Here is a 23,413-nt window from a genome sequence, read left to right as displayed (position 1 = left end):
TCTTTTTGGCTTTATTCATATTTAAGCGCATCAACGGTGTTGGCAACCGCAGCTTTATAAGAGCGAAAACTCACTGTTATTAACGTAATTAGCATGGATATGATCATAGCAAGTGCAAAGGGCCATATACTAATATCTATGCGATAGGCAAAGCCGGATAACCATTTCGATACAAATAAATAGGCTAAAGGCCAGGCAATCACATTGGCGATAAATACCATCGTCAGGAATGAACCATTGAGCATTTTTATCAGTTCGATAGTTGAGGCACCCAAAACCTTTCTGATGGCAACTTCTCGGGTTCGCTGAGTGGCTACAAATGAAATTAGTCCGAATAAGCCGATAAAAGAAATGAAGATAATTACAGCGGCAAATACCTCGAACAAAGTACCCATAACCTTTTCTCCCTGGTAATAATTTGCGATCTGCTCATCTAAAAATAATTCGCTATAAACAGACTCAGGAAAAGTGTTTTGCCAAATTTTTCTAACGTTCTGCATCGTAGCCACCATTTGCGATGAATTTAGCTTCAGGGCAGCGTTAAAATATCGCGTTCTTGACGAACCAACCAAAATAGGATCAATACTTTCGTGCAGACTCCTGTTTTTAAAATCCTGGATTACCCCTACAATGGGAGCTTTCATTCCACCCATAGATAATATTTTGCCAATCGCTTCATTCGGGTTTTTTACATTTAATTTCTTCAGCAGGGTTTCGTTAACCAGGTACTCGTTTATCGTATCCGATTTAACAATATTTCTACCGGCTACAAGTTTTAAATCAAATGTTTTTAGATAATCTACATCGGCATTTTTCGTATTTACCTGAAAATCGGCATCTTTTGAACTGTTATAAGAAAAGCTGCTTCCATTATTGTTTTGTGATGAAGGGGCAGTTCTGCATAAACTTACATCCTCCACACCAGGAACTTGTTTTAACTGGCTTTTAAAAGTATCAAAGCGCTGCATGGTCAGGCTGTCGTTTGGTAAATCGACCATGGCAATTGCTGTGGGATTAAAGCCCAGGGGCTGCTGGCGGATGTACTTCATTTGTTGAAGGATAACCAGGGTACCAATAATCAGCGTTGCTGTTATCGCAAATTGCAATACAACCAAAATTTTGCGCAAACCTAAACCACCTGTATTTGCCGAAATCTTGCTTTTGATGGCTAAAACCGGATTAAAGCCTGATATAACAATGGCCGGATAAAAGCCCGCTAACAAACTGACAAAAACGACCAGAAATAATAAAAAAGCCAAAATAATGGGATGCTCAAAAATGCTGAAAGATATTTTTGAACCAAAGAGATTTTGCATTCCGGGTAGTGCAATTTCGGTTAAAACACTGCCAAGTAATAGCGAAACCAGCACGATTGTGAGCGTTTCGGTTAAAAACTGCACCACGAGCTGGCTGCGTTGACTGCCCATTACTTTACGAATGCCCACTTCTTTTGAACGGCTTACCGCTTGTGCTGTAGCTAAATTGATGAAATTAATGGACGCGGTAATTATCAAGAAAAAGCCAATAATGGCCAGCCCATAAATTTGTTTTTTAGGCATAATCCGTCCCGAAAAATTACCGAATTTACTATTGTAGTGAATATCATTTAAGGGCTGAAATAAGTGTCCTTCTTTTCCAGGAGCCTTTTCGGTATAATATTTCTTTAAAAATGCCTTTAGTGGTGTATTTAAAGCTTCGATCTTTACATTTGGTTTTAATTTGATGTAACTTTCAGAGCTCGAACCTACCGATCCCCATCTATCCAGGTTTCTGCTTTTCAAAGATTTATAAGAAAGCATAATTTTTAACGGTACCGAATTATTTTCTGCCACGTCATCTATTACCCCGATAACGAGGTAATTCGCCGTATCAAAATTTACAGATCTGCCAAGGGCATTTTTCCAGCTTCCAAAAAACTTTTCGGCCATTTCTTTTGAAAGGACAATATTACCGGGATCTTTAAGCGCGGCATAATCGCCCGATAACCATTTGTAATCAAATATTCCGAAAAAATCAGGCTCAATATAAAAAACATCTTCATTGCTTTTGAACGTCTCTTTTCCAGCGATATCTTTAATTTGTATTACTCCGGCACTTTGCTCAATTGCAGCTATTTTTTCCAGGTAAGGGGAAAAATCATTCCGCATGGCAGGTGTTAAAGGCATAGGAACGCCCTGCGAAAAAAACTGGTTCCCATCACTGTAATCCCAGGATGAAACCACACGGTAAATCCGATCGCTATCTTTAAAACCTTTATCAAAACTCATTTGATATCTGATAAAAATAAAGATCAAAATGCAGCTTGCCATCCCGATAGATAGGCCGAGAATATTAATAAGCGTATAACCTTTGTTTTTCCAGAGGTTGCGCCAGGCGATTTTGAGGTTAAGTCTGAACATCTTAGGGTTAACTGTATAAATTGTTAAACTGGTTAATTGTTAATTGCCAACTGAAAACTGCTAGTTGCTTTATTCGTATTTTAGTGCATCAACGGCATTGGCTTTGGCAACTTTAAAAGTCTGCATACTCACCGTAATCAGCGCAATCAGTACTGAAGTTAAAAGCGCCAGCAAAAATGGCAAGGGATTGATCGAAATTTTATAATCATATTTCTCCAGCCATTTAGCCACCAGAATATAAGCTACCGGAATAGCAATCAGATTGGCAATAACGACCAGTTTCATAAAATCTTTGTTGAGCAAGATTAGAATATCAGAAAGATTGGCTCCTAAAACTTTGCGGATGCTGATCTCCTTGCTCCGTTGTTCGGCAGTGTATAAAGCCAACCCGAGTAAACCCAAGCAGGAAATAAAAATGGCAAAGCCACCAAACAGGTTAGAAAGTACACTTAGCAACTTTTCGCTACGCAGTTTTTCGGCCATACCCTGGCTAACCATCTTTACCTCTACCGGATAAGCCGGATTTAAGCGGCTGCTTACTGATTTTATGGTTTCGACCGAAGTGCTCAACGATTGTGCGGGGTTTAGTTTGAGCAATAAAACCTTACTGGTTTTGATGTTGTAATAGTAAACGGTTGGTTGTATTTTCGATGCCAGCGATTCGTTTGAATAATCCTGCACTACGCCTACTACCTTAAGCGGCGGATTATCGCCCCAATGGATTACAGTACCCACCGGATTCTTTAATCCCATGGTTTTAACCGCAGTTTGGTTGAGTAAAAGCGATGTGGCGGTATCGGCAGAAAATTTAGGATCAAAATCCCTTCCAGCCACAATTTTTACCCCTGTAGTTTTAGCGAAATCAAATCCAGTGCTTCTGTAATTGATAATGGAAACATCGTTTTTAGGTTTACCAGGCCATGAAATATCACCAGTAATGGAACCACTTTTGGTAAATGAACCGGCATATTCTGTAGCTGCTGTAATGGCTCCCGATCTTTCCAGTTCATTTCTAAACAGCGCTAATTTCTCGGGTTTAGTCCACTCGCCTTCCAGATCGATCTGGGCGAGTGCCGTTTGATCGAAACCCAATGGTTTATTTTTAAGGTGCTGAATCTGGCTGTAAACTACAATGGCAGAAATAATCATACAAATAGAAAGACTAAACTGCACCACTACCAGAGTTTTACGGATAGACAATGAGCCCGATGAGCCTTTAAAACCTTTAAGCACTTTAACAGGAATAAACGACGAAAGGTAAAAAGCAGGATAACTTCCGGCAAGCAAACCGGTAATCAGGACCATTGAAAGTAATAATCCGCAAAACTGGTAAGAACTGTAGTCGATCTTAATCGAAATATCGAGCAGGTTATTGAAATAAGGCAATGAAACTTCTAGCAAAATGAAAGCAATTGCCATGGCCAAAACCGATAACAATAACGATTCAATCATAAACTGCCCCATGATGGTATTGCGGGTAGAACCCAGGGCTTTGCGCACCCCTACTTCCCTTGCCCGTTTTTCCGATTTGGCTGTAGAAAGGTTCATGTAATTGATGCAGGCAATAAGCAATACGCAGATGGCCAGAAAAACAAATAATTTTAACTGATCAATTTTACCTCCAGCCGATTTTCCATTCTCGAAATTATCGTACAAATGGAGTTTAGCTAAAGGGAAAAGGAAAATCTGATAAGTCATTTCTTTCAGCGCCGGCTCTTTGTTTACCACAAAGTTTTTAATGGCTGCATTGGTAGCCTCCAAACTAGCATTATCTTTCAGCTGGAATATAGTTAAGCAGGTAATGGCACCCCATCCGTTTTCTTTTTCGCTCGGGTTTTCCTGTTCTAAAAATGCCCAGGGCTGTAAAATATCAAACCTGATACTTTGGTTTTTAGGCAAATCCTCAATTACCGCACTAACTTTCAAACTTATTTTATTATCGTAAGTAATGCGCTGGCCAATTGGATTTTGCTCACCAAACAACTTTTTTGCAGTAGAGGCACTGATGAGTACATTATTGGGTTCAGCCAGTGCCGTTTCAGGGTTGCCATAAATAAATTTGTGATCGAGGATTTTCAGGAAACCGGGGTCTACACTCAGTGCTTCCAGTTTAAAATGGTTCTGATCGTGACTGTAAAGTTTAGAGCCACCGGGCATGGAGATACGGGCAGCATTTTTAATACCAGGCAGTTCTGTAGCTGCTGCATTGGCCAACTTGTTCGGCACAGCCATTGTAGTGGCCAGTTTACCATTAAATTTTAGGTTTAATGCCGCAAAATAGGTCTTATCTGCATTTTTATATTGCTTATCGAAACTCCACTCGTAATTTACATACAGCAACAGCATTAAACAGCAAGCCATGCCAATGGCCAGGCCACCAACATTAATTAGCGTAAAGCCCTTATGTTTCCACAGGTTGCGCAATGCGATTTTTAGATTTAATTTGAACATCGTAGGGTTAACTGTATAAATTGTTAAACTGGTTAATTGTTAAATTGCCAACTGAAAACTATCAATTGCTTTATTCGTATTTCAAAGCATCTACCGGGTTAGCCTTCGCCGTTTTATAAGCCTGAAAGCTCACCGTAATTAAGGCCATTAATAAAGTACCCATAGCTGCCAGCGGCATAATCCACCAACTGATATCGGTATGGAATTCAAATTTGATTAGCCACTTTCCCATGGCATAATAACTTACCGGAATGGCAATTATAATGGCTACAGCAATCATTTTAAGGAAAGACAGTGATAACAGCTGCATTAAATTTGTCACCGAGGCTCCCAAAACTTTCCTCACGCCAAATTCTTTAGTGCGTTGTTCGGCGCTATAGGCCACCAGACCAAATAAACCTAAACAGGAAACGAAAATGGCCAGGCCACCAAACAAATTAGAGAGCACTCCCAGTGTTTTTTCGCTTTTATATTTCTCCAGGTACAAAGTATTAAGGAAATTTATTTCGACCGGAAATGCCGGATTTATACCCCTGGTAATTTTGTTGATGGTTTCGATATTGCTTTGCAGACTGTTCGTTTCATTTAAGCGCATGGTGATGTATCCGGTTCTACGCGGATCGAAGAATACAACCATCGGGTTATTCGATTTGTAAGGAGAATCCCAAACGTAATCGTCGAACACACCGATGATATGGTATTTATCGCCAAACGCACTTACAGTTCTTCCAACCGGATTTTTATAACCGAAAACCTTTACTGCCGAAGCACTTATCAATACGCCTACTGAATCGGAAGCGAATTGCTTTGAAAAATCGCGTCCACCGGTTAGCTTAATTCCGTTTGTTTTGATGAAATCGTAGGTAGTAGCTACCTGATTAAACAAAACCGTATTGGCTGGTTTAGTCATTCCTTCCCAGGCCACATCCATAAAGTTGGAGCCATGGTGCGATAAACTTACTGAGGACTGAAACATGGCAGAAACTGCACCTGATTTAAGCAATTCGCTTTTTAACAGTTCGTACTTCCCTTTCAACTCGCCATCCTGCGGAATTTCTACCAAGGTATTGATATCGAAACCAACCGGCCTGTTTTTAATGTATTGAATCTGACGGTAAATTACCAGCGTAGAAATGATCAGGATAATGGCAAAACAAAACTGCCCTACAACCAGTACCTGTCGTAAACTAACCGACCAGCCTCCTTTCGAACCGATTTTTCTTTTAAGGGTTTGAACCGGATTAAAGGAAGAAAGATAAAATGCCGGATAACTTCCTGCAATCAGCCCTGTAGCAAACACAATGGCTAAAATTCCGATCCAGCTTGCTACATTAAAATAAGAAATGCTGAGGTTAATGTTAAGCAAGTGGTTAAAGGCTGGTAACGAAATCTCGAGCAAGGCAATGGCAATGACCACTGCTATAAACGTAAGCACCATCGATTCGGTTAAAAACTGGATGATTAATGAAGTACGGTTTGCGCCGATGGTTTTCTTGATACCCACTTCTTTAGCCCTTTTTTCTGATTTGGCCGTGGCCATGTTCATGAAATTAATGCAGGCGATTAAAAGGATGCCAAAAGCCAGACCAACAAAAAGATAAATCTGTTCGATGGCGCCTCCAATGCTTTTTCCTTCTTCAAATTTTCCGTAAAGGTGTAATTTGCTTAATGGGAATAAGGCCTGGGTTTGAAAATCATCGCGGGTATTGGCTTTAATTACCCCCATTATCTTTTTATTTACGGCTGTTAAATCGGCATTTTCCTTTAACTTAACCAGTGTAATGTAACTGTAATTGCCCCAATTGATTGATTTGGCACTTTCATCTATCGATTCGTAAAAAGACCAGGGCATTAAATAATCAAATTTATTCGAGCTGTTTTCTGCCTGATCGCTAATTACAGCGGTGATGTTCAGGTCGTACTTATCTTTAAAACGCACTACTTTATTCAAAACATCAGTATTTCCAAATAAAAGTTTCGCAGTAGATTCGGTGAGTAAAATGGAATTTGGGCTATTCAAAGCTGTTTTGGCATCCCCTTTTGTAAATTTATAATCATACATTTTAAGGATATCAGGCTCAGCAAATTTCGATTTGCGTTTAAATGCATTGGTACCATTAGCAATCAGATTTTCCTTCCCATAATCCATCCGTGCGGTGTACATAACCTCAGGCAAAGCCGCTTTTATCGCCGGACCAAAAGCCGTAACCGATCCTTCAAAAGTTCCACTTATTTTTTGGTTGTCGCCCTCAATGTTGGTCATGGTGGTATAAACCTGAGCCGAATTTTTAGCCTGCTTATCAAAATTCCATTCGTAGGTTACATAAAGCAACAACATTAAACAGGCAGCCAGGCCAATAGCTAAACCAATTACATTGATGAAAGAAGAGGTTTTGTTCTTCCACAGGTTCCGTAATGAGATTTTTAAGTTTAATTTGAACATGGTAGGGTTAACTGTGTTAATTGTTAAACTGGTTAATTGTTAAATTGCCAACTGAAAACTGCCAATTGCGCTATTCGTATTTCAAAGCATCAACAGGATTGGCATTCACTGCCTTTTTTGCCTGTATACTTACGGTTATAATGGTTAATAAAATGGTTATCAGTGTAGTGGTTACAAAGGGCAAAACTGGAAAATCGATCCGGTAAGCAAAGGTTTTGAGCCACATATTGGTGATCACATAAGCGATTGGCCAGGAAATTACATTGGCAATAACCACCAGGATAAAAAATGAACTGTTGATTAGCTTCAGCAACTGCACATCGGTTGCCCCCAGTATTTTACGTACGGCAATTTCTTTCAAACGACCATTGGTAATGTATTTGGCAAATGCATATAAGCCCAGTAAAGCAATAAAGATGGTGAGTACCGCAGCAGCGAAGAAGACAGACTGCAACTGTTCCTGTTTTTTAAAAAGCTTACCATACAGCTCATCCAAAAAAGCATAGCGAAAATCTTCCCCATCGAGCTTATTAATTTCGGGCCATTGCGCTTTTAAAGCAGCCAATGCATCGGCCATTTTATTTTCTTCAATTTTAAGCATGATTTCCATTTTTGGATTTCCGCAGGGATCTTTGATGGCATAAATGGTTGGCTGGGTGGCATTTTCGAAACCCTGGGCCTTAAAATCTCTAATCACCCCAACTATTTTATAATCGGTATTGCAGCCACTTATGGTTTGGCCAATCGGATTGGTTAATCCGTATTTTACAGCAGCACTCTCGTTAATTACAGCCGAATTTGCGGTATCGGTTTTAAAGGCTTTGGAGAAAAACCGCCCTTCTTTTAACTTTATATCCAGGGTTTCGAAGTAATCGAAATCTACATCCAGGAAATCGATACTGGCTTGCACCCCATTTGAGCTATAGGTATTGGTTCCGTTGGCTGCGCCGTTCGGGATTCCGGTTGCTACTGTTGCCGATTTAATGCCTGGAATTTTCAGCATCCTTGCTCTAACCGGTTCAAATTTGGCCGGATCGGAGAACATGGCAATATTTTTAATGTAAACCACTTGTTCGGCTTTAAAACCCAAATCCTGGCTTCGCATATATTTTAGCTGTGCATTGATAATGAACAGGCCAATAATGAAGATGACAGCAATACTAAACTGAAAAACAAGCAAACCATTGCGTAACCAATAGCTTTGCCTGCTGGTAGAAAAATTTCCTTTTAAAACCAGTGCAGGTTTAAAACCCGATAAAACCATTGCCGGGTAAATGCCTGCAATAAATGTGATTAACAGTAAGATTAAAGGGAGCTGCCAAAACAAATCGTTACCGGCATGCCATATCGATAATTTTAGCAGGAACAGGTTATTGAAGCCTGGTAAAACGAGCTCGGCCAGCATGAGGGCTAAAACAGTGGCTGCAAAACATTGCATCAATATCTCAACCATAAACTGCACTGCCAGCTGAAAACGGAAAGCACCTATTACTTTCTTAACGCCAACTTCTTTTGCCCTTTTTGTGGCCTGTGCAATACTCAGGTTAGTGAAATTTATACAGGCAATTAGCAGAATCAAAATGCCTAATACCGACAGCGCAATTAATATTTTATAAGGAGCATCATTACCGGCCTTAGGCTTTAAGTGTTGGTTCGACAATGGATCTAAAAAAGTAGAAATGCCTTTTATTTTATCAATCGTTTCCCGATCGGTTTCTGCTTTCAGTAATTCGGCACGATATAACCTGGTTATTTTCTGCTCCAGATTAGCTACATCAGTTCCCGGTTTAAGCTGTAAATACGTGGTGTAATTGTTGTTACCGTAATTTTCGCCCTGCCCCAGTTCATTACCAATCGATATGCCATCGAAAGTTACATTTGAATGTGGGTTATTTACGATTGAACCATTAATCTTACCTCTTATCCCCATTACACTGCTTCCCAATGTTACCATTTCAGGTTTATTATCTGTTTTATTTGGGAACAGCGTTTTCATACTTTCTTTACTCAGGTACGAAATCCTTTCCTCATTACCTGCGGGTCTTTCCAATCCACCGGTTGGTTTTAAATCAAGTATTTCGGCGGCAGCATAATCAGCCTGCATGAAATTATTGGTAAAAATGGTGTTTTTACCGTTTTTAATTACAAGTTCAAAAAAACTTCCTTTGGTGATACCTGCCTTTTCAACTTCGGGGAAGTGTTGTTTTATTGCCTTTGCCAATGGCGGCGGGGTATAATTAGTTTTAAAATCGGGATATATACGCCCAACCACATAAATATGCTTATAGTTCGGATTAGTCTTATCGAAACTGGTTTCGTAAGTAAAATACAGCATTACCAAAATAAACGCAGCCAAAGCGATGGCCAAACCACCCACATTAATGGCAGTAATTCCTTTGTTTCTCCAAAGGTTACGTAAAGCTATTTTTAAGTTTAATTTGAACATCGTAAGGTTAACTGTATTAATTGTTAAACTGGTTAATTGTTAAATTGCCAACTGAAAACTGCAAATTGGTTTACTCGTATTTCAAAGCATCAACCGGGTTAGCCTTGGCTACTTTTACCGACTGGATACTTACCGTTAAAATGGCAATCAGCACCGACAAGGTAATGGCCGCAATAAAAGGCATGGCAGAAACATTAATTCTGTACTCATAAGCGGAAAGCCATTTATTGATAATGATATAAGCCAGTGGAAATGCAATGATATTGGCAATGGCCACCAGTTTAATAAAATCTTTATTCAGTAAAGTGAGGATATTGGTTGTACTTGCGCCCAACACCTTGCGGATGCTGATTTCTTTTTTGCGCTGCTCGGCCATAAAGAGTGCAAGACCAAGTAACCCTAAGCAAGAAATGAATATTGCAAAACCACCAAACCAATTAGAAAGCGTACCCAACAACTTTTCATTTCTGAATTTTTGTTCAAAATTATCATCCACAAATTTTATTTCTGTTGGGTAAGTTGGGTTTAATCTTTTAATGGCTTCGCTAATCTGATTAACCGATGTAGTAATGTTATTTTTATCGTTTAAGCGCATAATGATGGTGGTAGCGCGACCAGGGTTCTGCGCAATAAGCAATGGCGCAGCTTTCTGATAAGGCGATTCCATTACATAATCTTTCAATACTCCGATAATCCTGATCGGCTGGTCCCAGCTAATCATTTTACCAACAGGATTTTTCATTCCCATTACTTTAACCAATGCCTCATTTACCAGTACATTGGCAGTATCGACAAACTCTTTTGAAAAATCCCTTCCCTGCAAAATTTCCATTCCCGTTGTTTTGGTCAGATCGAGATTGGTAAACCTAAAATTTACCAGCACTTTGTCTTTAACATTTTTACCAGGCCAGCTTATGCCGTAGGTATTGTTGCCACCGGCAGTTAGAGATTGGCTATACTCTGTAAAAGCAGTTATGGCACCTGATTTCATTAATTCATCTTGTAATATTTTACGTTTTTCGGGCTTTGCAAACTCACCTTCTGTAGGAATTTGCACCAAATTTGTCCGGTTATATCCTATTGGTTTATTTTTGATATAGTTTAACTGCTGATAAATTACGGCGGTACAAACGATTAAACAGGCCGCAAACACAAACTGGAAAACCACCAGAAATTTACGGATCGATAAAGATGAACCGCCAGAAAGTTTAAATCCCTTGAGCACTTTAACCGGATCGAAAGAGGAAAGGTAAAATGCAGGATAGCTTCCAGCTATGATGGCGGTTAGCAAGGTTAAACCTAAAAATACTGACCAGAATTTATAATCACTGTAATCGATCCCTAGCGTGATGCCTAACAGGTTGTTGAAATAAGGCAAACTAACTTCGATCAATACAAAAGCGACCAGCATACTCAGCGTGGTAAGCAAAACGGATTCGAACATGAACTGACCTACGAGGTTATTACGTGATGAACCGATGGCTTTTCGTACCCCAACTTCGCGTGCTCTTTTTTCGGATTTGGCTGTAGAAAGGTTCATAAAATTAACGCATGCAATAAGGAGGATGCAAAAGGCTAAAAGGAAAAATATCCGCAACTGATCTATTCTTCCACCCACATTTTTGCCGTTCTCAAATTTATCGTACAGGTGCCATTTGGAAAGCGGGTGCATAAAGGGCTCTCCTGTAGCCTCCTGATCATGTGCCTTAATCATGCCTTTTAGCTGATTGTTAACCCTGTCAAAAGTTGCATTATCCTGCAGTTGAACAAACATCATACAATAGTTATTACCCCAGCCACTGGCTTGGGTCCATGGATTTAGCTTATCGTACAGTTTCCACGACATGATGTAATCAATCCCTAGCGTCGAATTTTTAGGGCGATCAGCTATAACTCCTTCTACCCTTAAATTCTCTTTATTATCAAGCTTTACTATTTTGTTAAGGGGATCTTCGTTACCAAAAAGATTTTTAGCCAGGGTTTCTGATAAAATCACACCATCAGTACTTTGTAAAAGGGTATTTTTATTTCCTTTTAAAACCTTATAATCGAACATCTCTAGAAAACCGGGATCGCCAAAAACGGCACTCTTTTTAAAGTTGTTCTGATTGTATGACAAGAGCGTTTCTTCTGGATAAGACAGGCGACTAACCTGCGCAACACCAGGTACTTTCTCGCTGATTTCATCTTTCAACTTCCCGGGGAAAGCCATAAAACTGAAGGTTTCTGTAGCTGTTTTCTGATTATTGTACAACACATAGGTTTTGTTGTAATCGGTAAATTGTTTATCGTAACCATATTCGTAGGCTACATACAATAGCAAAATCATACAACTTGCCAAACCAATGGCTAATCCGCCCAGGTTAATCAGTGTGAAACCTTTGTTCCTCCAAAGATTGCGCAACGCGATTTTTAAGTTTAATTTGAACATTGTAGGGTTAACTGTATTAATTGTTAAACTGGTTAATTGTTAAATTGCCAACTGAAAACTGCAAATTGGTTACTCGTATTTTAAAGCATCAACCGGGTTAGCCTTGGCTACTTTTACCGATTGAATACTTACCGTTAAAATGGCAATCAGCACCGACAAGGAAATGGCAGCAATAAAAGGCAAAGCAGAAACATTAATTCTGTACTCATAAGCGGAAAGCCATTTATTGATAATGATATAAGCCAGCGGAAATGCAATGATATTGGCAATGGCTACCAGTTTAATAAAATCTTTATTCAGCAAAGTGAGGATATTGGTTGTACTGGCACCCAACACCTTGCGGATGCTGATTTCTTTTTTGCGCTGCTCGGCCATAAAGAGTGCGAGACCAAGTAATCCTAAGCAGGAAATGAATATTGCAAAACCACCAAACCAGTTGGAAAGCGTACCCAAAAGTTTTTCATCCTGAAATTTCACTTCAAAAGATTCGTTTACAAATTTAAGGTTGACCGGATAATTAGGTTCCATTTCCTTAACCAGTGCCTCAATTTGGCCCAATGAAGAACTTATATTTTGGTTCGGATTTAACCTTGCGATAATCATGGTAGCATTATCCTTAGTGTTTAAATAGAAAATCATAGGTGCCACTTTCTGATAAGCACTTTCTACAACAAAATCTTTTACTACACCAACATTGGTTAACCTGGTACCCCAAAATGTGATAATGGCACCAATTGGATTTTTCAAATTCATCATTTTAACAGCAGCTTCGTTAAGCATAATGCTGCTCGTATCGTTTGGAAATTTTGCAGAAAATTCTCTTCCACTGATTATTTCTGTACCAATTGTTTTAGTAAAATCATAGCCTATTCCTCTATGGTTAAATGAAATCAGCTCTTTTGGGTTTTTACCTTCCCATTCAATATTCGTTGTATTGTTTCCGCCCTCTGTAAAGTCAGAATTAAAGAAAGTTACGTTTGTGGCTGCGCCAGATTTGATCATTTGAGTTTTAAGCACTTCCAGCTTATTCTGATCGCGTAGTTTCCCGTCAATTGCAATCTGAACCAAATTGGTTTGATCGTAACCAATAGGTTTGTTTCTAACATAGTTAAGTTGTTGATAAATCACAGAAGTACAAACAATTAGGCATGAGGCAAAAACAAATTGCCCTACTACCAAAATTTTCCTTACCGAAACGGATGAATCTGTTTTCAACCTTAAACCTTTAAGCACTTTAACCGGTTCGAAAGATGATAAGTAGAGTGCCGGATAACTACCCGCAACAAAACCTGTAAAAATCATCAACCCGAATAAGGTTAGCCAAAAGGAAACATTGTAATAATCGATGGATAATTTGATACTCAATAAATTATTAAAATATGGCAAACTAACTTCAATCAGAATAAATGCTAAAGCGGTAGAAATAAATGTGATAAGAATGGATTCTAAAAAAAACTGGCTAATTAACGATTTACGCGATGATCCGATTGCTTTACGCACGCCTACCTCTTTGGCCCTCCGCTCTGACCGCGCTGTTGATAAATTCATGAAGTTTACGCAGGCAATTAACAGAATACAAAAGGCAAGCAGTAAAAATATCTTCAGCTGATCTATTTTTCCGCCTACTGATTTTCCGTTTTCAAAATCGCCATACAAATGCCATTTGGTTAATGGATGAAGTAAAGCTACGGCAGCAATTTCTTTGTCGTGTCTTTTATAAATTTCTTTTATATCTGCGTTCGCTTTTGCAAATGCATTATTATCTTTTAATTGAACAAGCGTAAGGCACATGTTATTACCCCAATTGTCTTGTTTTGCCCAGGTTTCTCTTTTTACAAATAAATCCCATGGCATTATACATTCAAGATGGATACTGCTATTGGCTGGTGTATCATCTATTACGGCCTCAACTTTTAAAACATCCTGATTTTCGAATTTTACCGTTTTATTTAAAGGATCCTCGTTACCAAATAATTTTTGCGCCATCGATTTGGTTAAGATGATGCTGTTTACATTTTTCAAAACCGCTGTTGCGTTACCTTTAATAAAAGTGTAATCCAGTATTTTAAGAAAATTCTGATCTGCAAATACCACTTTACTGCTTATTTTTTTATCTCCAACAGTGAGTAAGTTTAGGCGCGGGTATGTTGAATGTGAAGCATACTTTACCCCGGGAAATTTTTCCTGGATATCGGCAGCCATTGCATTAGGTGTCCATGACCAGCTAAAAGTTTTACCGTTCGCCACTACACTTTGGTACACTACATAGGTTTTATCGTTATTTTTAAACTGCTTATCATAGCCCCACTCATAAGCCACGTATAAAAGCAAAATCATACAACTAGCCAAACCAATGGCCAATCCTCCGACATTAATCAGCGAGAATCCCTTGTTTTTCCAAAGGTTGCGTAAGGCTATTTTGAGGTTTAATTTGAACATCGTATGGTTAACTGTATAAATTGTTAAACTGGTTAATTGTTAAATTGCCAACTGAAAACTGCCAATTTGTTTATTCGTATTTAGTATCAAGATTGCAGCTTATTGTTTTGGTCTTTAAGCTTTCAGCTCTTTTGCCTGTCCCCAATCTCCCCATCCGGGAAGATTGTTGGGTGGCTTTCATTAAACTAAACTAAAATCTTTTTTAAGCGGCTGAAAGCATTGAGGTGGAGTCTTACAGGTTGATATAACTTGACCTTCCACCTTAAAATCTTCAGCCTTCCTTCCTATATGAGCTCTTCGTTGCGGCTTTTATTTATCTTTTCCGAAATTACATGGCCATCTTTCAGGTTAATGATCCGGTTAGAAAAACTGGCATCGTGGCTCGAGTGCGTTACCATCACAATAGTGGTTCCGGTTTCGTTTAACTCGCAAAGCAACTCCATTACCTCATTACCGTGCGAGCTATCCAGGTTTCCTGTCGGCTCATCGGCCAAAACCAGTTTAGGTTTGGTTACCAAAGCCCTTGCTACCGCCACACGCTGCTGTTGCCCACCTGAGAGCTGTTGTGGAAAGTGCCCGCTACGGTTTACAATATTCATACGCTCAATAATTTCGTTAACCAGTTTCTTCCGCTCGGTCGCCGGAACTTTATTATAAATCAAAGGCAGTTCGATATTTTCGAAAACAGTCAATTCATCAATCAGATTAAAATTCTGGAAAACGAAACCCATATTTCTTTTACGGAAATTGGAACGTTCTCTGTCGTTAAGGGTTAAAAGCTCGGTATCGATAAACTTGTAACTTCCGCTTTCAGGCTTATCCAATAACCCCATTACATTCAGGAGGGTAGACTTACCACAACCCGATGGACCCATAATGGATACAAACTCGCCTTCTTTTACGTGAAGATCGATCCCGTTAAGTGCCGTGGTTTCTACTTCTTCTGTTTTGTAAACTTTTTCCAGTTTTTCTATTTTAATCATAGCTTTTGAATATTGAGTATCAAGTATTGCAGGGTTAGTAGCTAGCATTTAGTAGCAAGAACTAAGTAGCAAGGCTTGATTATATTTTTTATTTTGTTTATTTAATTTTAAAACTTCCGCCAAACGCTTATCGTAGTGTGCTTGCTTTACTTACTAATCTCTACCTGATCGTATTGTGTAAACTGATCATAAGAAGAAGTAATTACCTCATCACCTTTCTGTAAACCATCTAATATTTCATAATAGAGGTAATTTTTACGACCGATTTTTACATTTTTCTTAATTGCTTTGCCGTTTTTCACCACAAACACCCACGATCCGCCTGTACTTTGAAAGAACTGGCCCTGAGCCAAAAGCAGCGATTTGCTGTTATCAGATAAGGTTAGTTTGGTTTGCAGCGATAAACCCCTGCGTAAACCATCAGGAGCAGCAGTTTTAAACACCATTTCTACCTGAAACTGCCCGGCAGTAACTTCTGGTATTACCTTACTTACCGTTAAGTTATAGGTTTTACCATTAAATTCGCAGGTAGCAGTTTGCCCCTCTTTTACCCGGTTGATATAGTATTCATCAACACCTGCCTGCAATTTGTAGCCTTGCAATACATCAATCTTTCCAATCATTTCGTTCGAATTGTAAGATTTACCAATTACGGGATCGTAAGAAGATAATTTACCTGAAACCGGTGCCTTGATCGTCATATTTTCGATGTTTTTACGGATCATTTCCAAACTCTCGTTCATCTGCCCCATCGATTGGTCGATTTGTGCCAGCTGCATTTTCCTGCTCTGGTTTTCCTGGGCGATAGCTTGTCGCACAATTTTACGCTTGCCCTGATAATATTCGTAATCCTGACTCGATTTGTTAAATTCCTGCAGCGTAATTACTTTTTTACTGAACAGGTTACTATCCAATCGAAACTGTCTTGCCGCTGTACGCAGGTTATTTTCCACATCCAGTAAATCCTGATTCAACACCCGCTGGTTCTGTTCTAAATCCAGACGCGATTTACGCAATTGGTTAATCTGCTCGGTAGCTGCTGTTTGACTCGAAGTGTAACTTAACATGGCATTCGAATTAGAAATCCGTAATAATGGTGTTCCTTTTACTACCGAAGCACCATTCTCGGTAAAAATTTCGGCTACGGTACCACCCTCTGATGAACTTACAATTACCGAGGTTAATGGAACTACACTCGCATTTAACAAAACAACATCTTCAAAATCGCCAAATTCTACTTTGCTGATGGTTAATTTATCGGCATCGGCACTGTATACTTTCTTTAGCGATAAGGTGTAGCCATAAATTACAATTGCTACGAAAGCAATGGCTCCTCCTATCATCAATAAGGTTTTTCTGCTAAATCTTTTCTTCTCTATTTTCTTGTCCATGTGTTCGGTTGTACTGTTTGGTTTCTCTAATAACCAAGCTTGTGCCAAAAACAAAAAACACAATTAAAACACTAACAATCAAATACTTAATAGTTTTTATTGTTTTAACCTGTTCATTATCGGACAGTTTATGTGCGCGAACGGACAGTTTAGTTACTTTTGCCTCACCCCTTCATCCCCTCTCCTCGAGGAGAGGGGGGCAGGTGCAAAAAACAGCGCGCAGATTTTTGAAGAGATAAATAGCCTAAAACTATTATATTTAATAGGTTAACATTAATCTATCAGGTATGAAGGAATATAAGGACAACCTATTTCATGGTGCCAGTTCGAAGCTTTTTGAGTTCTCGAAAGCATTACGGAGAAACCAAACGGAGGCTGAAGAGTTGATGTGGCAGTGTTTGAGGAATAGAAAAATCCTGAATTTTAAATTTAGAAGGCAGCATCCGATACATCAGTATATTGCAGATTTTTACTGCCATGAGGCTAAATTAATCATTGAAATTGACGGAGCGATACACAATAATCCCGAAAATCGAGAGTATGATCAAAACCGTACTGATGCACTTATGGAGATTGGAATAACCGTAGTTCGTTTTACAAATGAAGATGTAAGCAATAACCTGGATGAAGTGATAAATATTATTAAAAATTACCTTTTGCCTGAAAAGAAGGTTAAAGAAAATAAATAAAAAATCGCGCCCAACAAAAACGGTGGGTTCAAACCACAAAATGCCAATTCCCTCTCCTCGAGGAGAGGGATAGTAGAAAAGAATAAATATATACCAACTTTAATAGGGAGAGGCTATGTTAGACGCTACAGTTTTAATTATCGATGACGATGACGACATTCTATTGAGTGCGCGTTTATTTTTAAAGCAACAGATTAAACAGGTAATTACCTGTAAATCGCCAAAAGAGATCAATGTTTTACTGAGTAAAAACGAAGTCGACATTATCCTTTTGGATATGAACTACCAGAAAGGTGCCAGCGATGGTCGCGAGGGTTTGTATTGGCTGGAGCATATTTTATCGATTGATAAAGATTATGTGGTCATTTTAATGACTGCTTTTGGTAATGTTGAGCTTGCTGTAAAGGCCATTAAAAACGGAGCCACCGATTTTATCCTGAAGCCCTGGGAAAACGAAAAGCTCTTTGCCACCCTTTCTGCTGCATCCAAACTAAGGGAGTCGACCCAGAAGGTAAAGAAACTCGAAAAAATACATTCTTCTCTGCAAAAAGATATGACCCGCGGTTTTGATAACATTGTTGGTCAGGCTGAAGGCATCAGGCAATTGCAAAATACACTGGTAAAAGTAGCCCCTACCGATGCCAATGTGCTTATTTTAGGCGAAAATGGCACCGGAAAACAGGTTTTTGCTTACGAAATACATGGAAACTCGCAGCGGAAAAATCAGGTATTTATGCATGTTGATCTGGGTTCGCTTAATGAGAATTTATTTGAAAGTGAGCTTTTTGGTTATGCCAAAGGGGCATTTACCGATGCACGTGAGGACAAGCCCGGCCGCTTTGAACTGGCCGACGGCGGTACTATTTTTTTAGATGAGATTGGCAATTTAACCCTGCCACTTCAGGCTAAGTTATTGAGTGTTTTACAAAACAGAACCGTTACCCGTTTAGGCGAAAGCAAAGAACGCAAAGTAAATGTGCGGTTGATTACGGCAACCAACATGCCCCTTGATGAGATGGTGGCTAAAAATACCTTCAGGCAGGATTTATTGTTCAGAATTAATACTGTGGAGTTACTGCTACCACCTTTACGCAAACGCGGAAGCGACATTTTACTGCTTGCCAATCATTTTATGCAGGTTTTCAGTGCTAAATACCATAAAGAAATCCGTAATTTAAGCGCTAAAGCCCAGGAAGTGCTGCTCCATTATAAATGGCCTGGCAATGTGCGCGAGTTACAGCATGTTTTAGAACGGGCAGTAATTATGAGCGATGGCACCGAAATTTCGGAAGCAGATTTGCAGTTAAGTCCGCAGCGTTTTGCCCAAAACAATACCTTGCCAGATGAAATGGCTTTGGAAGATATGGAAAAAATGATGGTACAGAAAGCCATCGACAAGCATAAAGGCAATATATCAAAAGCTGCCGCCGAACTGGGTTTAACACGGGCTGCATTGTACAGGAGAATTGAGAAATTTGGAATTTGAGCTGAAAGCAGAAAGACCAGGGCATGAAGCTTTAATGGAATCTAAGTTGAAAGCTTAAAAACCAGAGCTTAAAGCTTTAGTCCTTCCCTTTTAAGCTTTAATGCGATCTGGGTTGAAAGCTTAAAGACTAAAGCATTATTTTATCTCGGTCTTTCGGCTTTGGTCTTTAAACTTTAGTCTCTTACCTTTAAAATATGTTCTACAAACGCTTTACTTTTCGTTTAATATTCCGCCTGCTGGTTATCAATCTGCTGGGCTATCTGCTGTATTACCTCATCAATAACACCCAGCTTTGGTTTACTATTGTTGGTGTGGCATTTTTGCTGTTCGGATCAATTATTTCCCTTTATTACTACATCAACGAAATCCGCTCGGATATTAAACGGTTTATATTGGCGGTAAAAACGCGCGATCATACTTTAAACTTTAAAAATAAAGCCACAAAAGGCAGTTTCCCTGAACTGTACGAGTCTTTTGGCGAAATTTTGCAGGTACATAAACAAATCAGGCTCGAGCAGGAAGCCATGTTCCAACTGATTAAAACCATTCTGGAACAGGTACCGGTTGGTGTAATTGTGATTAACAATACCGAAAAGGATGCAGAAAACGAGGAAATTGCCTTTTTTAACCAAGCAGCCTCCAATCTGTTAAGCATACCAGCGTACAAATACTGGCACAGGCTAAAACAGCACCTCCCCGCTTTCGCGCAGGAGATAGAGGAGATTACCCAAGGTGGAAAAAGGTTTTTAGAGTTAAAAATACAGGATAAGCTCATTCAGCTTTCTACAGAGGTTATTCCGCTAAATCTATACGGAAAAAATTATACCATTATCAGTTTCCAAAATATAAAGGACGAAATTGAGCAGAAGGAAACTGAGGCATGGAACCGCCTAATCGGTGTTATTTCGCACGAAATCCTCAATTCCATTACCCCAATCAGTTCTTTATCCGATACGATTAACAGCATGGTAAGCGATAAGGAAAACCTCGATTTATCTGAAATGGAAGATCTGAAGACGGCCTTGCAAACCATCAAAAGACGCTCGGCCGGTTTGCTCGATTTTGTAAAAGATTATCGTTTAATTGCCGAACTACCCACTCCAAATCTCGAATCGCATACCATCGGCGAAATCCTGAAGCATATAAAAGTACTGATGCAGCCTTTCGCAAGGGTAAAAAATGTAATTTTAGATGTAGAACAAACCTCTTCAAAAATTACTGTACAGTTAGATTTAAAATTGATTGAACAGGTACTGATTAACCTGATCACAAACAGCATTTATTCGGTTGAGGAAAAGGAAAACCCGCACATTACAGTGAGTTACCGTTTAGAGCATACAAAACTGTATATTGATGTGAGCGATAACGGAAAAGGAATTGAAGCAGCAAACCTCGAGAAAATATTTGTGCCGTTTTATACTACACGAAAAAATGGTTCGGGCATTGGCCTTACCATTAGCCGCAACATTATGAAAATGCATCGGGGTAGCATCGAAGTTGTTTCGGAACCAGATAAACTAACCACTTTTTCGCTGGTATTCAATTATATTTAATGGGCAAACCGTCTGATATAATGCCTTGATTTTCCTTAAAACATGAGAGATTTCCATCTTCCTTTAATCATTTGAATGTTTTGTAATTAAAAATTCAAAACAAAAACGGTATTCATTGCTTCTATTATGTAGATACATTAATTACAAGCATGAAGACAGTTATAATATCGAACAGACTACCCGTTAAAATTATTGAAGAAAATGGCCATTACACTTTTATTCCAAGCGAAGGCGGCTTAGCTACCGGCCTTGGCGATGTGTATAAATCGGGCAATTCTATCTGGATTGGCTGGCCCGGAATTGATGTTCCGGAAGAACGGCAACAAGAAGTAACCGACAAACTCGCCAAACTTAACCTCTACCCCGTTTTTTTAACTCAGGACGAAATTAATCTATATTATGAGGGTTTTTCGAACGAAGTTTTATGGCCGGTTTTCCACTACCTGGTTACCTACGCCCACTACGAACAAAGTTATTGGGATTGCTACCAGTCAGTTAACCAGAAATTTGCTACCGCTGCATTAAAAGTACTTCATAAAAAAGATAAAATATGGATACAGGATTACCAATTATTACTATTACCGGGCATATTGCGTGAGCAGCTTCCACAATCAACCATTGGTTTTTTTCAGCATATCCCGTTCCCATCCTACGAAATTTTCAGGCTGATTCCCTGGCGGGATGAGCTTTTAAATGGAATGCTCGGTGCCGATTTAATTGGTTTCCATACGTATGATGATGTTCGCCATTTTTTAAGCACCGTAACCCGGCTGCTCCCGGTAAACTCATCAGCAAACGTTTTAAACAGCAACGAAAGGCATATTGTAGTAGAGGCATTTCCGATGGGAATTGATTTCGAAAAATTTTCGGGGCTAACCGCCCGCGACGAAGTACAAAAAGAAATGGAGTACTTCCGTAAGGGCAAAGAAGATTTAAAACTGATCCTTTCTATTGATCGGCTCGACTACAGCAAGGGAATTTTGGAGCGTTTAAAAGCACTCGATCTCTTGTTGCAACTGCACCCCGAATACATTGGAAAAATAGAATTGTATATGGTGGTAGTTCCCTCGCGGGATACCGTTCCACAATACCGCGATTTAAAGGAGCAAATAGACCAGTTTGTGGGTAACCTGAACGCCCGTTACCGTTCTATTAACTGGATTCCGGTTAATTATTTCTACCGTTCTTTCCCTATAGAAGTGCTATCGGCCCTGTATGCAGCAGCCGATATATGTCTGGTTACGCCCATGCGTGATGGCATGAACCTCGTAAGCAAAGAATATGTGGCCAGCAGGCAAAACAACAATGGGGTGCTGATTTTGAGCGAAATGGCCGGAGCCTCGAAAGAATTAACCGATGCAATAATTGTAAACCCCAACAACGTAGGCGATATTATGGAAGCCATTGTTCTGGCCCTTAAAATGCCGCTCGAAGAACAACAAATCCGCATGAAAGCCATGCGCAGCATTGTAGAAAAATTTAATGTTAAACATTGGGTCAATAATTTTATTTTAAGACTAAACGAAGTGAAAGATTCGCAACAATCCTTATTAACCAAACATGCAGTAAACCTGATCAACGAAAATATTACCAGTCATTACCAGCAAAGCAATAACCGGGTTTTATTTCTGGATTACGACGGAACCCTGGTTGATTTTACCGGCAATATTGATGATGCATCACCAGATGAAGAACTGTATGAACTGATAAAAAAACTAACCAATGATGAAGCCAATAAGGTGGTTATCATCAGCGGAAGAAGAAACGAAACACTTGAAAAATGGTTCGGCCATTTAAAGGTGGATATGATTGCCGAACATGGTGCCTGGCAAAAAACACAGGGCGAAAAATGGAATTGCCTGCCACTCTTAACCGATCAGTGGAAACAGGAAATGAAAGCCATTTTAGAAACCTACACGGATAGAACACCAGGTTCTTTTATCGAAGAAAAAAGCTATTCGCTGGTTTGGCACTACCGCAAAGCGGAAGAAGGCCTGGGCGAATTACGGGCTAACGAAATTGTAAGCCATTTAAGAATTCTGGCAGCCGACAAAGGTTTGCAGCTGATGCCGGGCAACAAGGTTATCGAGTTTAAAAACATGGAAGTAAACAAAGGAAAAGCTGCCTTGAACTGGCTTTACGATAAACATCCGGATTTTATACTTGCCCTGGGCGATGATCATACCGACGAAGATATTTTTAAAGCACTACCTGATGATGCTTTTACGATTAAAGTTGGCAATAACATATCAGAAGCCAAATATTACCTCAATGATTATAAAGAAGTAAGGAAATTATTGTGGAGTTTGGTTCGGGAAGAATTTGTGGAGCGAGGTTAATCCTGGTTAGACTTTGGTCGGGATTTGTAATCCCGTCCTTTTTTTATATTCAATCCTCCGTTTTTTTATCAGAAAAAGTTAAAATGATCTGATCCAGTAACACAAACACGTCATCCCCGTGTAAACGGGAATCTTAAAGCAAATAAATGTTTAGCTAAGGCATTAAGATTCCCAGTCAAGCTGGGAATGACGATCACAAAGGGAATACCACATTATCATGGTTGGTCGGGATTTGTAATTAGGAGTGTTCGAAACCTTACGGCCCTCTAAAGACCAGATCTGGATTACCCCCACAGGCGATAACTATCTGAATGGTAACCATGTCATCTAGTTCCATTGAGATTCGTCTTTTTGCTGTTTTAT

General features: G+C 39.4%; 12 protein-coding genes. 4 read left to right on the top strand and 8 right to left on the bottom strand.

Annotated elements, in window-relative coordinates; all coding sequences use genetic code 11:
* Nucleotides 1-11 precede the first annotated feature (11 nt).
* The 8 genes from HWV58_RS23725 to HWV58_RS23690 all read right to left on the bottom strand — a co-directional run bounded on the left by HWV58_RS23725 (nucleotide 12) and on the right by HWV58_RS23690 (nucleotide 16,983).
* Nucleotides 12-2,399 carry an ABC transporter permease gene (locus HWV58_RS23725; RefSeq protein ID WP_175636493.1) on the bottom strand — a complete coding sequence of 796 codons (2,388 nt, stop codon included), beginning with the start codon at nucleotides 2,397-2,399 and terminating at the stop codon, nucleotides 12-14.
* A gap of 69 nt (nucleotides 2,400-2,468) precedes the next feature.
* A complete protein-coding gene (locus tag HWV58_RS23720) occupies nucleotides 2,469-4,850 on the bottom strand; it encodes an ABC transporter permease (protein ID WP_175636492.1) in 2,382 nt (793 codons plus the stop codon).
* Nucleotides 4,851-4,920: 70 nt separating this feature from the next.
* Nucleotides 4,921-7,293 (bottom strand): ABC transporter permease, encoded by a 2,373-nt coding sequence (locus HWV58_RS23715; RefSeq protein WP_175636491.1) that lies wholly within the window; start codon nucleotides 7,291-7,293, stop codon nucleotides 4,921-4,923.
* 70 nt (nucleotides 7,294-7,363) lie between these two features.
* Nucleotides 7,364-9,739 (bottom strand): ABC transporter permease, encoded by a 2,376-nt coding sequence (locus HWV58_RS23710; RefSeq protein WP_175636490.1) that lies wholly within the window; start codon nucleotides 9,737-9,739, stop codon nucleotides 7,364-7,366.
* Between the two features lie 70 nt (nucleotides 9,740-9,809).
* Nucleotides 9,810-12,170 carry an ABC transporter permease gene (locus HWV58_RS23705; protein ID WP_175636489.1) on the bottom strand — a complete coding sequence of 787 codons (2,361 nt, stop codon included), beginning with the start codon at nucleotides 12,168-12,170 and terminating at the stop codon, nucleotides 9,810-9,812.
* Between the two features lie 69 nt (nucleotides 12,171-12,239).
* The gene (locus HWV58_RS23700; protein WP_175636488.1) at nucleotides 12,240-14,609 is read right to left on the bottom strand and encodes an ABC transporter permease; all 2,370 of its coding nucleotides are present in this window, start codon (nucleotides 14,607-14,609) and stop codon (nucleotides 12,240-12,242) included.
* A gap of 284 nt (nucleotides 14,610-14,893) precedes the next feature.
* On the bottom strand, nucleotides 14,894-15,592 hold the full coding sequence (locus HWV58_RS23695) for an ABC transporter ATP-binding protein (RefSeq protein ID WP_124559586.1): 699 nt from the start codon (nucleotides 15,590-15,592) through the stop codon (nucleotides 14,894-14,896).
* 146 nt (nucleotides 15,593-15,738) lie between these two features.
* On the bottom strand, nucleotides 15,739-16,983 hold the full coding sequence (locus HWV58_RS23690) for an efflux RND transporter periplasmic adaptor subunit (protein WP_175636487.1): 1,245 nt from the start codon (nucleotides 16,981-16,983) through the stop codon (nucleotides 15,739-15,741).
* Nucleotides 16,984-17,270: 287 nt separating this feature from the next.
* Between HWV58_RS23690 and HWV58_RS23685 the strand changes: the two genes are divergently transcribed.
* The 4 genes from HWV58_RS23685 (at nucleotide 17,271) to HWV58_RS23670 (ending at nucleotide 23,050) form a co-directional block, all read left to right on the top strand.
* Nucleotides 17,271-17,672 (top strand): endonuclease domain-containing protein, encoded by a 402-nt coding sequence (locus HWV58_RS23685; RefSeq protein ID WP_175636486.1) that lies wholly within the window; start codon nucleotides 17,271-17,273, stop codon nucleotides 17,670-17,672.
* A gap of 115 nt (nucleotides 17,673-17,787) precedes the next feature.
* Nucleotides 17,788-19,158 (top strand): sigma-54-dependent transcriptional regulator, encoded by a 1,371-nt coding sequence (locus HWV58_RS23680; protein WP_175636485.1) that lies wholly within the window; start codon nucleotides 17,788-17,790, stop codon nucleotides 19,156-19,158.
* 194 nt (nucleotides 19,159-19,352) lie between these two features.
* On the top strand, nucleotides 19,353-20,711 hold the full coding sequence (locus HWV58_RS23675) for a sensor histidine kinase (protein WP_175636484.1): 1,359 nt from the start codon (nucleotides 19,353-19,355) through the stop codon (nucleotides 20,709-20,711).
* Nucleotides 20,712-20,860: 149 nt separating this feature from the next.
* Entirely contained in the window at nucleotides 20,861-23,050 is a 2,190-nt protein-coding gene (locus HWV58_RS23670; protein ID WP_175636483.1) for a bifunctional alpha,alpha-trehalose-phosphate synthase (UDP-forming)/trehalose-phosphatase, read from the top strand.
* The last annotated feature ends 363 nt before the right edge of the window (nucleotides 23,051-23,413 follow it).

The organism is Pedobacter ghigonis, from assembly GCF_903166585.1.
Taxonomy (GTDB): domain Bacteria; phylum Bacteroidota; class Bacteroidia; order Sphingobacteriales; family Sphingobacteriaceae; genus Pedobacter; species Pedobacter ghigonis.
The sequence above is the reverse complement of the archived record's forward strand: the minus strand, read 5'-3'. Positions and strand labels throughout refer to the sequence as shown.

Excerpts from the sequence above, each read along its gene's own strand:
- HWV58_RS23680 (WP_175636485.1), top strand. The coding sequence starts at position 17,788 with ATGTTAGACGCTACAGTTTTAATTATCGATGACGATGACGACATTCTA.
- HWV58_RS23700 (WP_175636488.1), bottom strand. The coding sequence starts at position 14,609 with ATGTTCAAATTAAACCTCAAAATAGCCTTACGCAACCTTTGGAAAAAC.
- HWV58_RS23690 (WP_175636487.1), bottom strand. The coding sequence starts at position 16,983 with ATGGACAAGAAAATAGAGAAGAAAAGATTTAGCAGAAAAACCTTATTG.
- HWV58_RS23685 (WP_175636486.1), top strand. The coding sequence starts at position 17,271 with ATGAAGGAATATAAGGACAACCTATTTCATGGTGCCAGTTCGAAGCTT.
- HWV58_RS23695 (WP_124559586.1), bottom strand. The coding sequence starts at position 15,592 with ATGATTAAAATAGAAAAACTGGAAAAAGTTTACAAAACAGAAGAAGTA.
- HWV58_RS23670 (WP_175636483.1), top strand. The coding sequence starts at position 20,861 with ATGAAGACAGTTATAATATCGAACAGACTACCCGTTAAAATTATTGAA.
- HWV58_RS23725 (WP_175636493.1), bottom strand. The coding sequence starts at position 2,399 with ATGTTCAGACTTAACCTCAAAATCGCCTGGCGCAACCTCTGGAAAAAC.
- HWV58_RS23720 (WP_175636492.1), bottom strand. The coding sequence starts at position 4,850 with ATGTTCAAATTAAATCTAAAAATCGCATTGCGCAACCTGTGGAAACAT.
- HWV58_RS23715 (WP_175636491.1), bottom strand. The coding sequence starts at position 7,293 with ATGTTCAAATTAAACTTAAAAATCTCATTACGGAACCTGTGGAAGAAC.
- HWV58_RS23705 (WP_175636489.1), bottom strand. The coding sequence starts at position 12,170 with ATGTTCAAATTAAACTTAAAAATCGCGTTGCGCAATCTTTGGAGGAAC.
- HWV58_RS23675 (WP_175636484.1), top strand. The coding sequence starts at position 19,353 with ATGTTCTACAAACGCTTTACTTTTCGTTTAATATTCCGCCTGCTGGTT.
- HWV58_RS23710 (WP_175636490.1), bottom strand. The coding sequence starts at position 9,739 with ATGTTCAAATTAAACTTAAAAATAGCTTTACGTAACCTTTGGAGAAAC.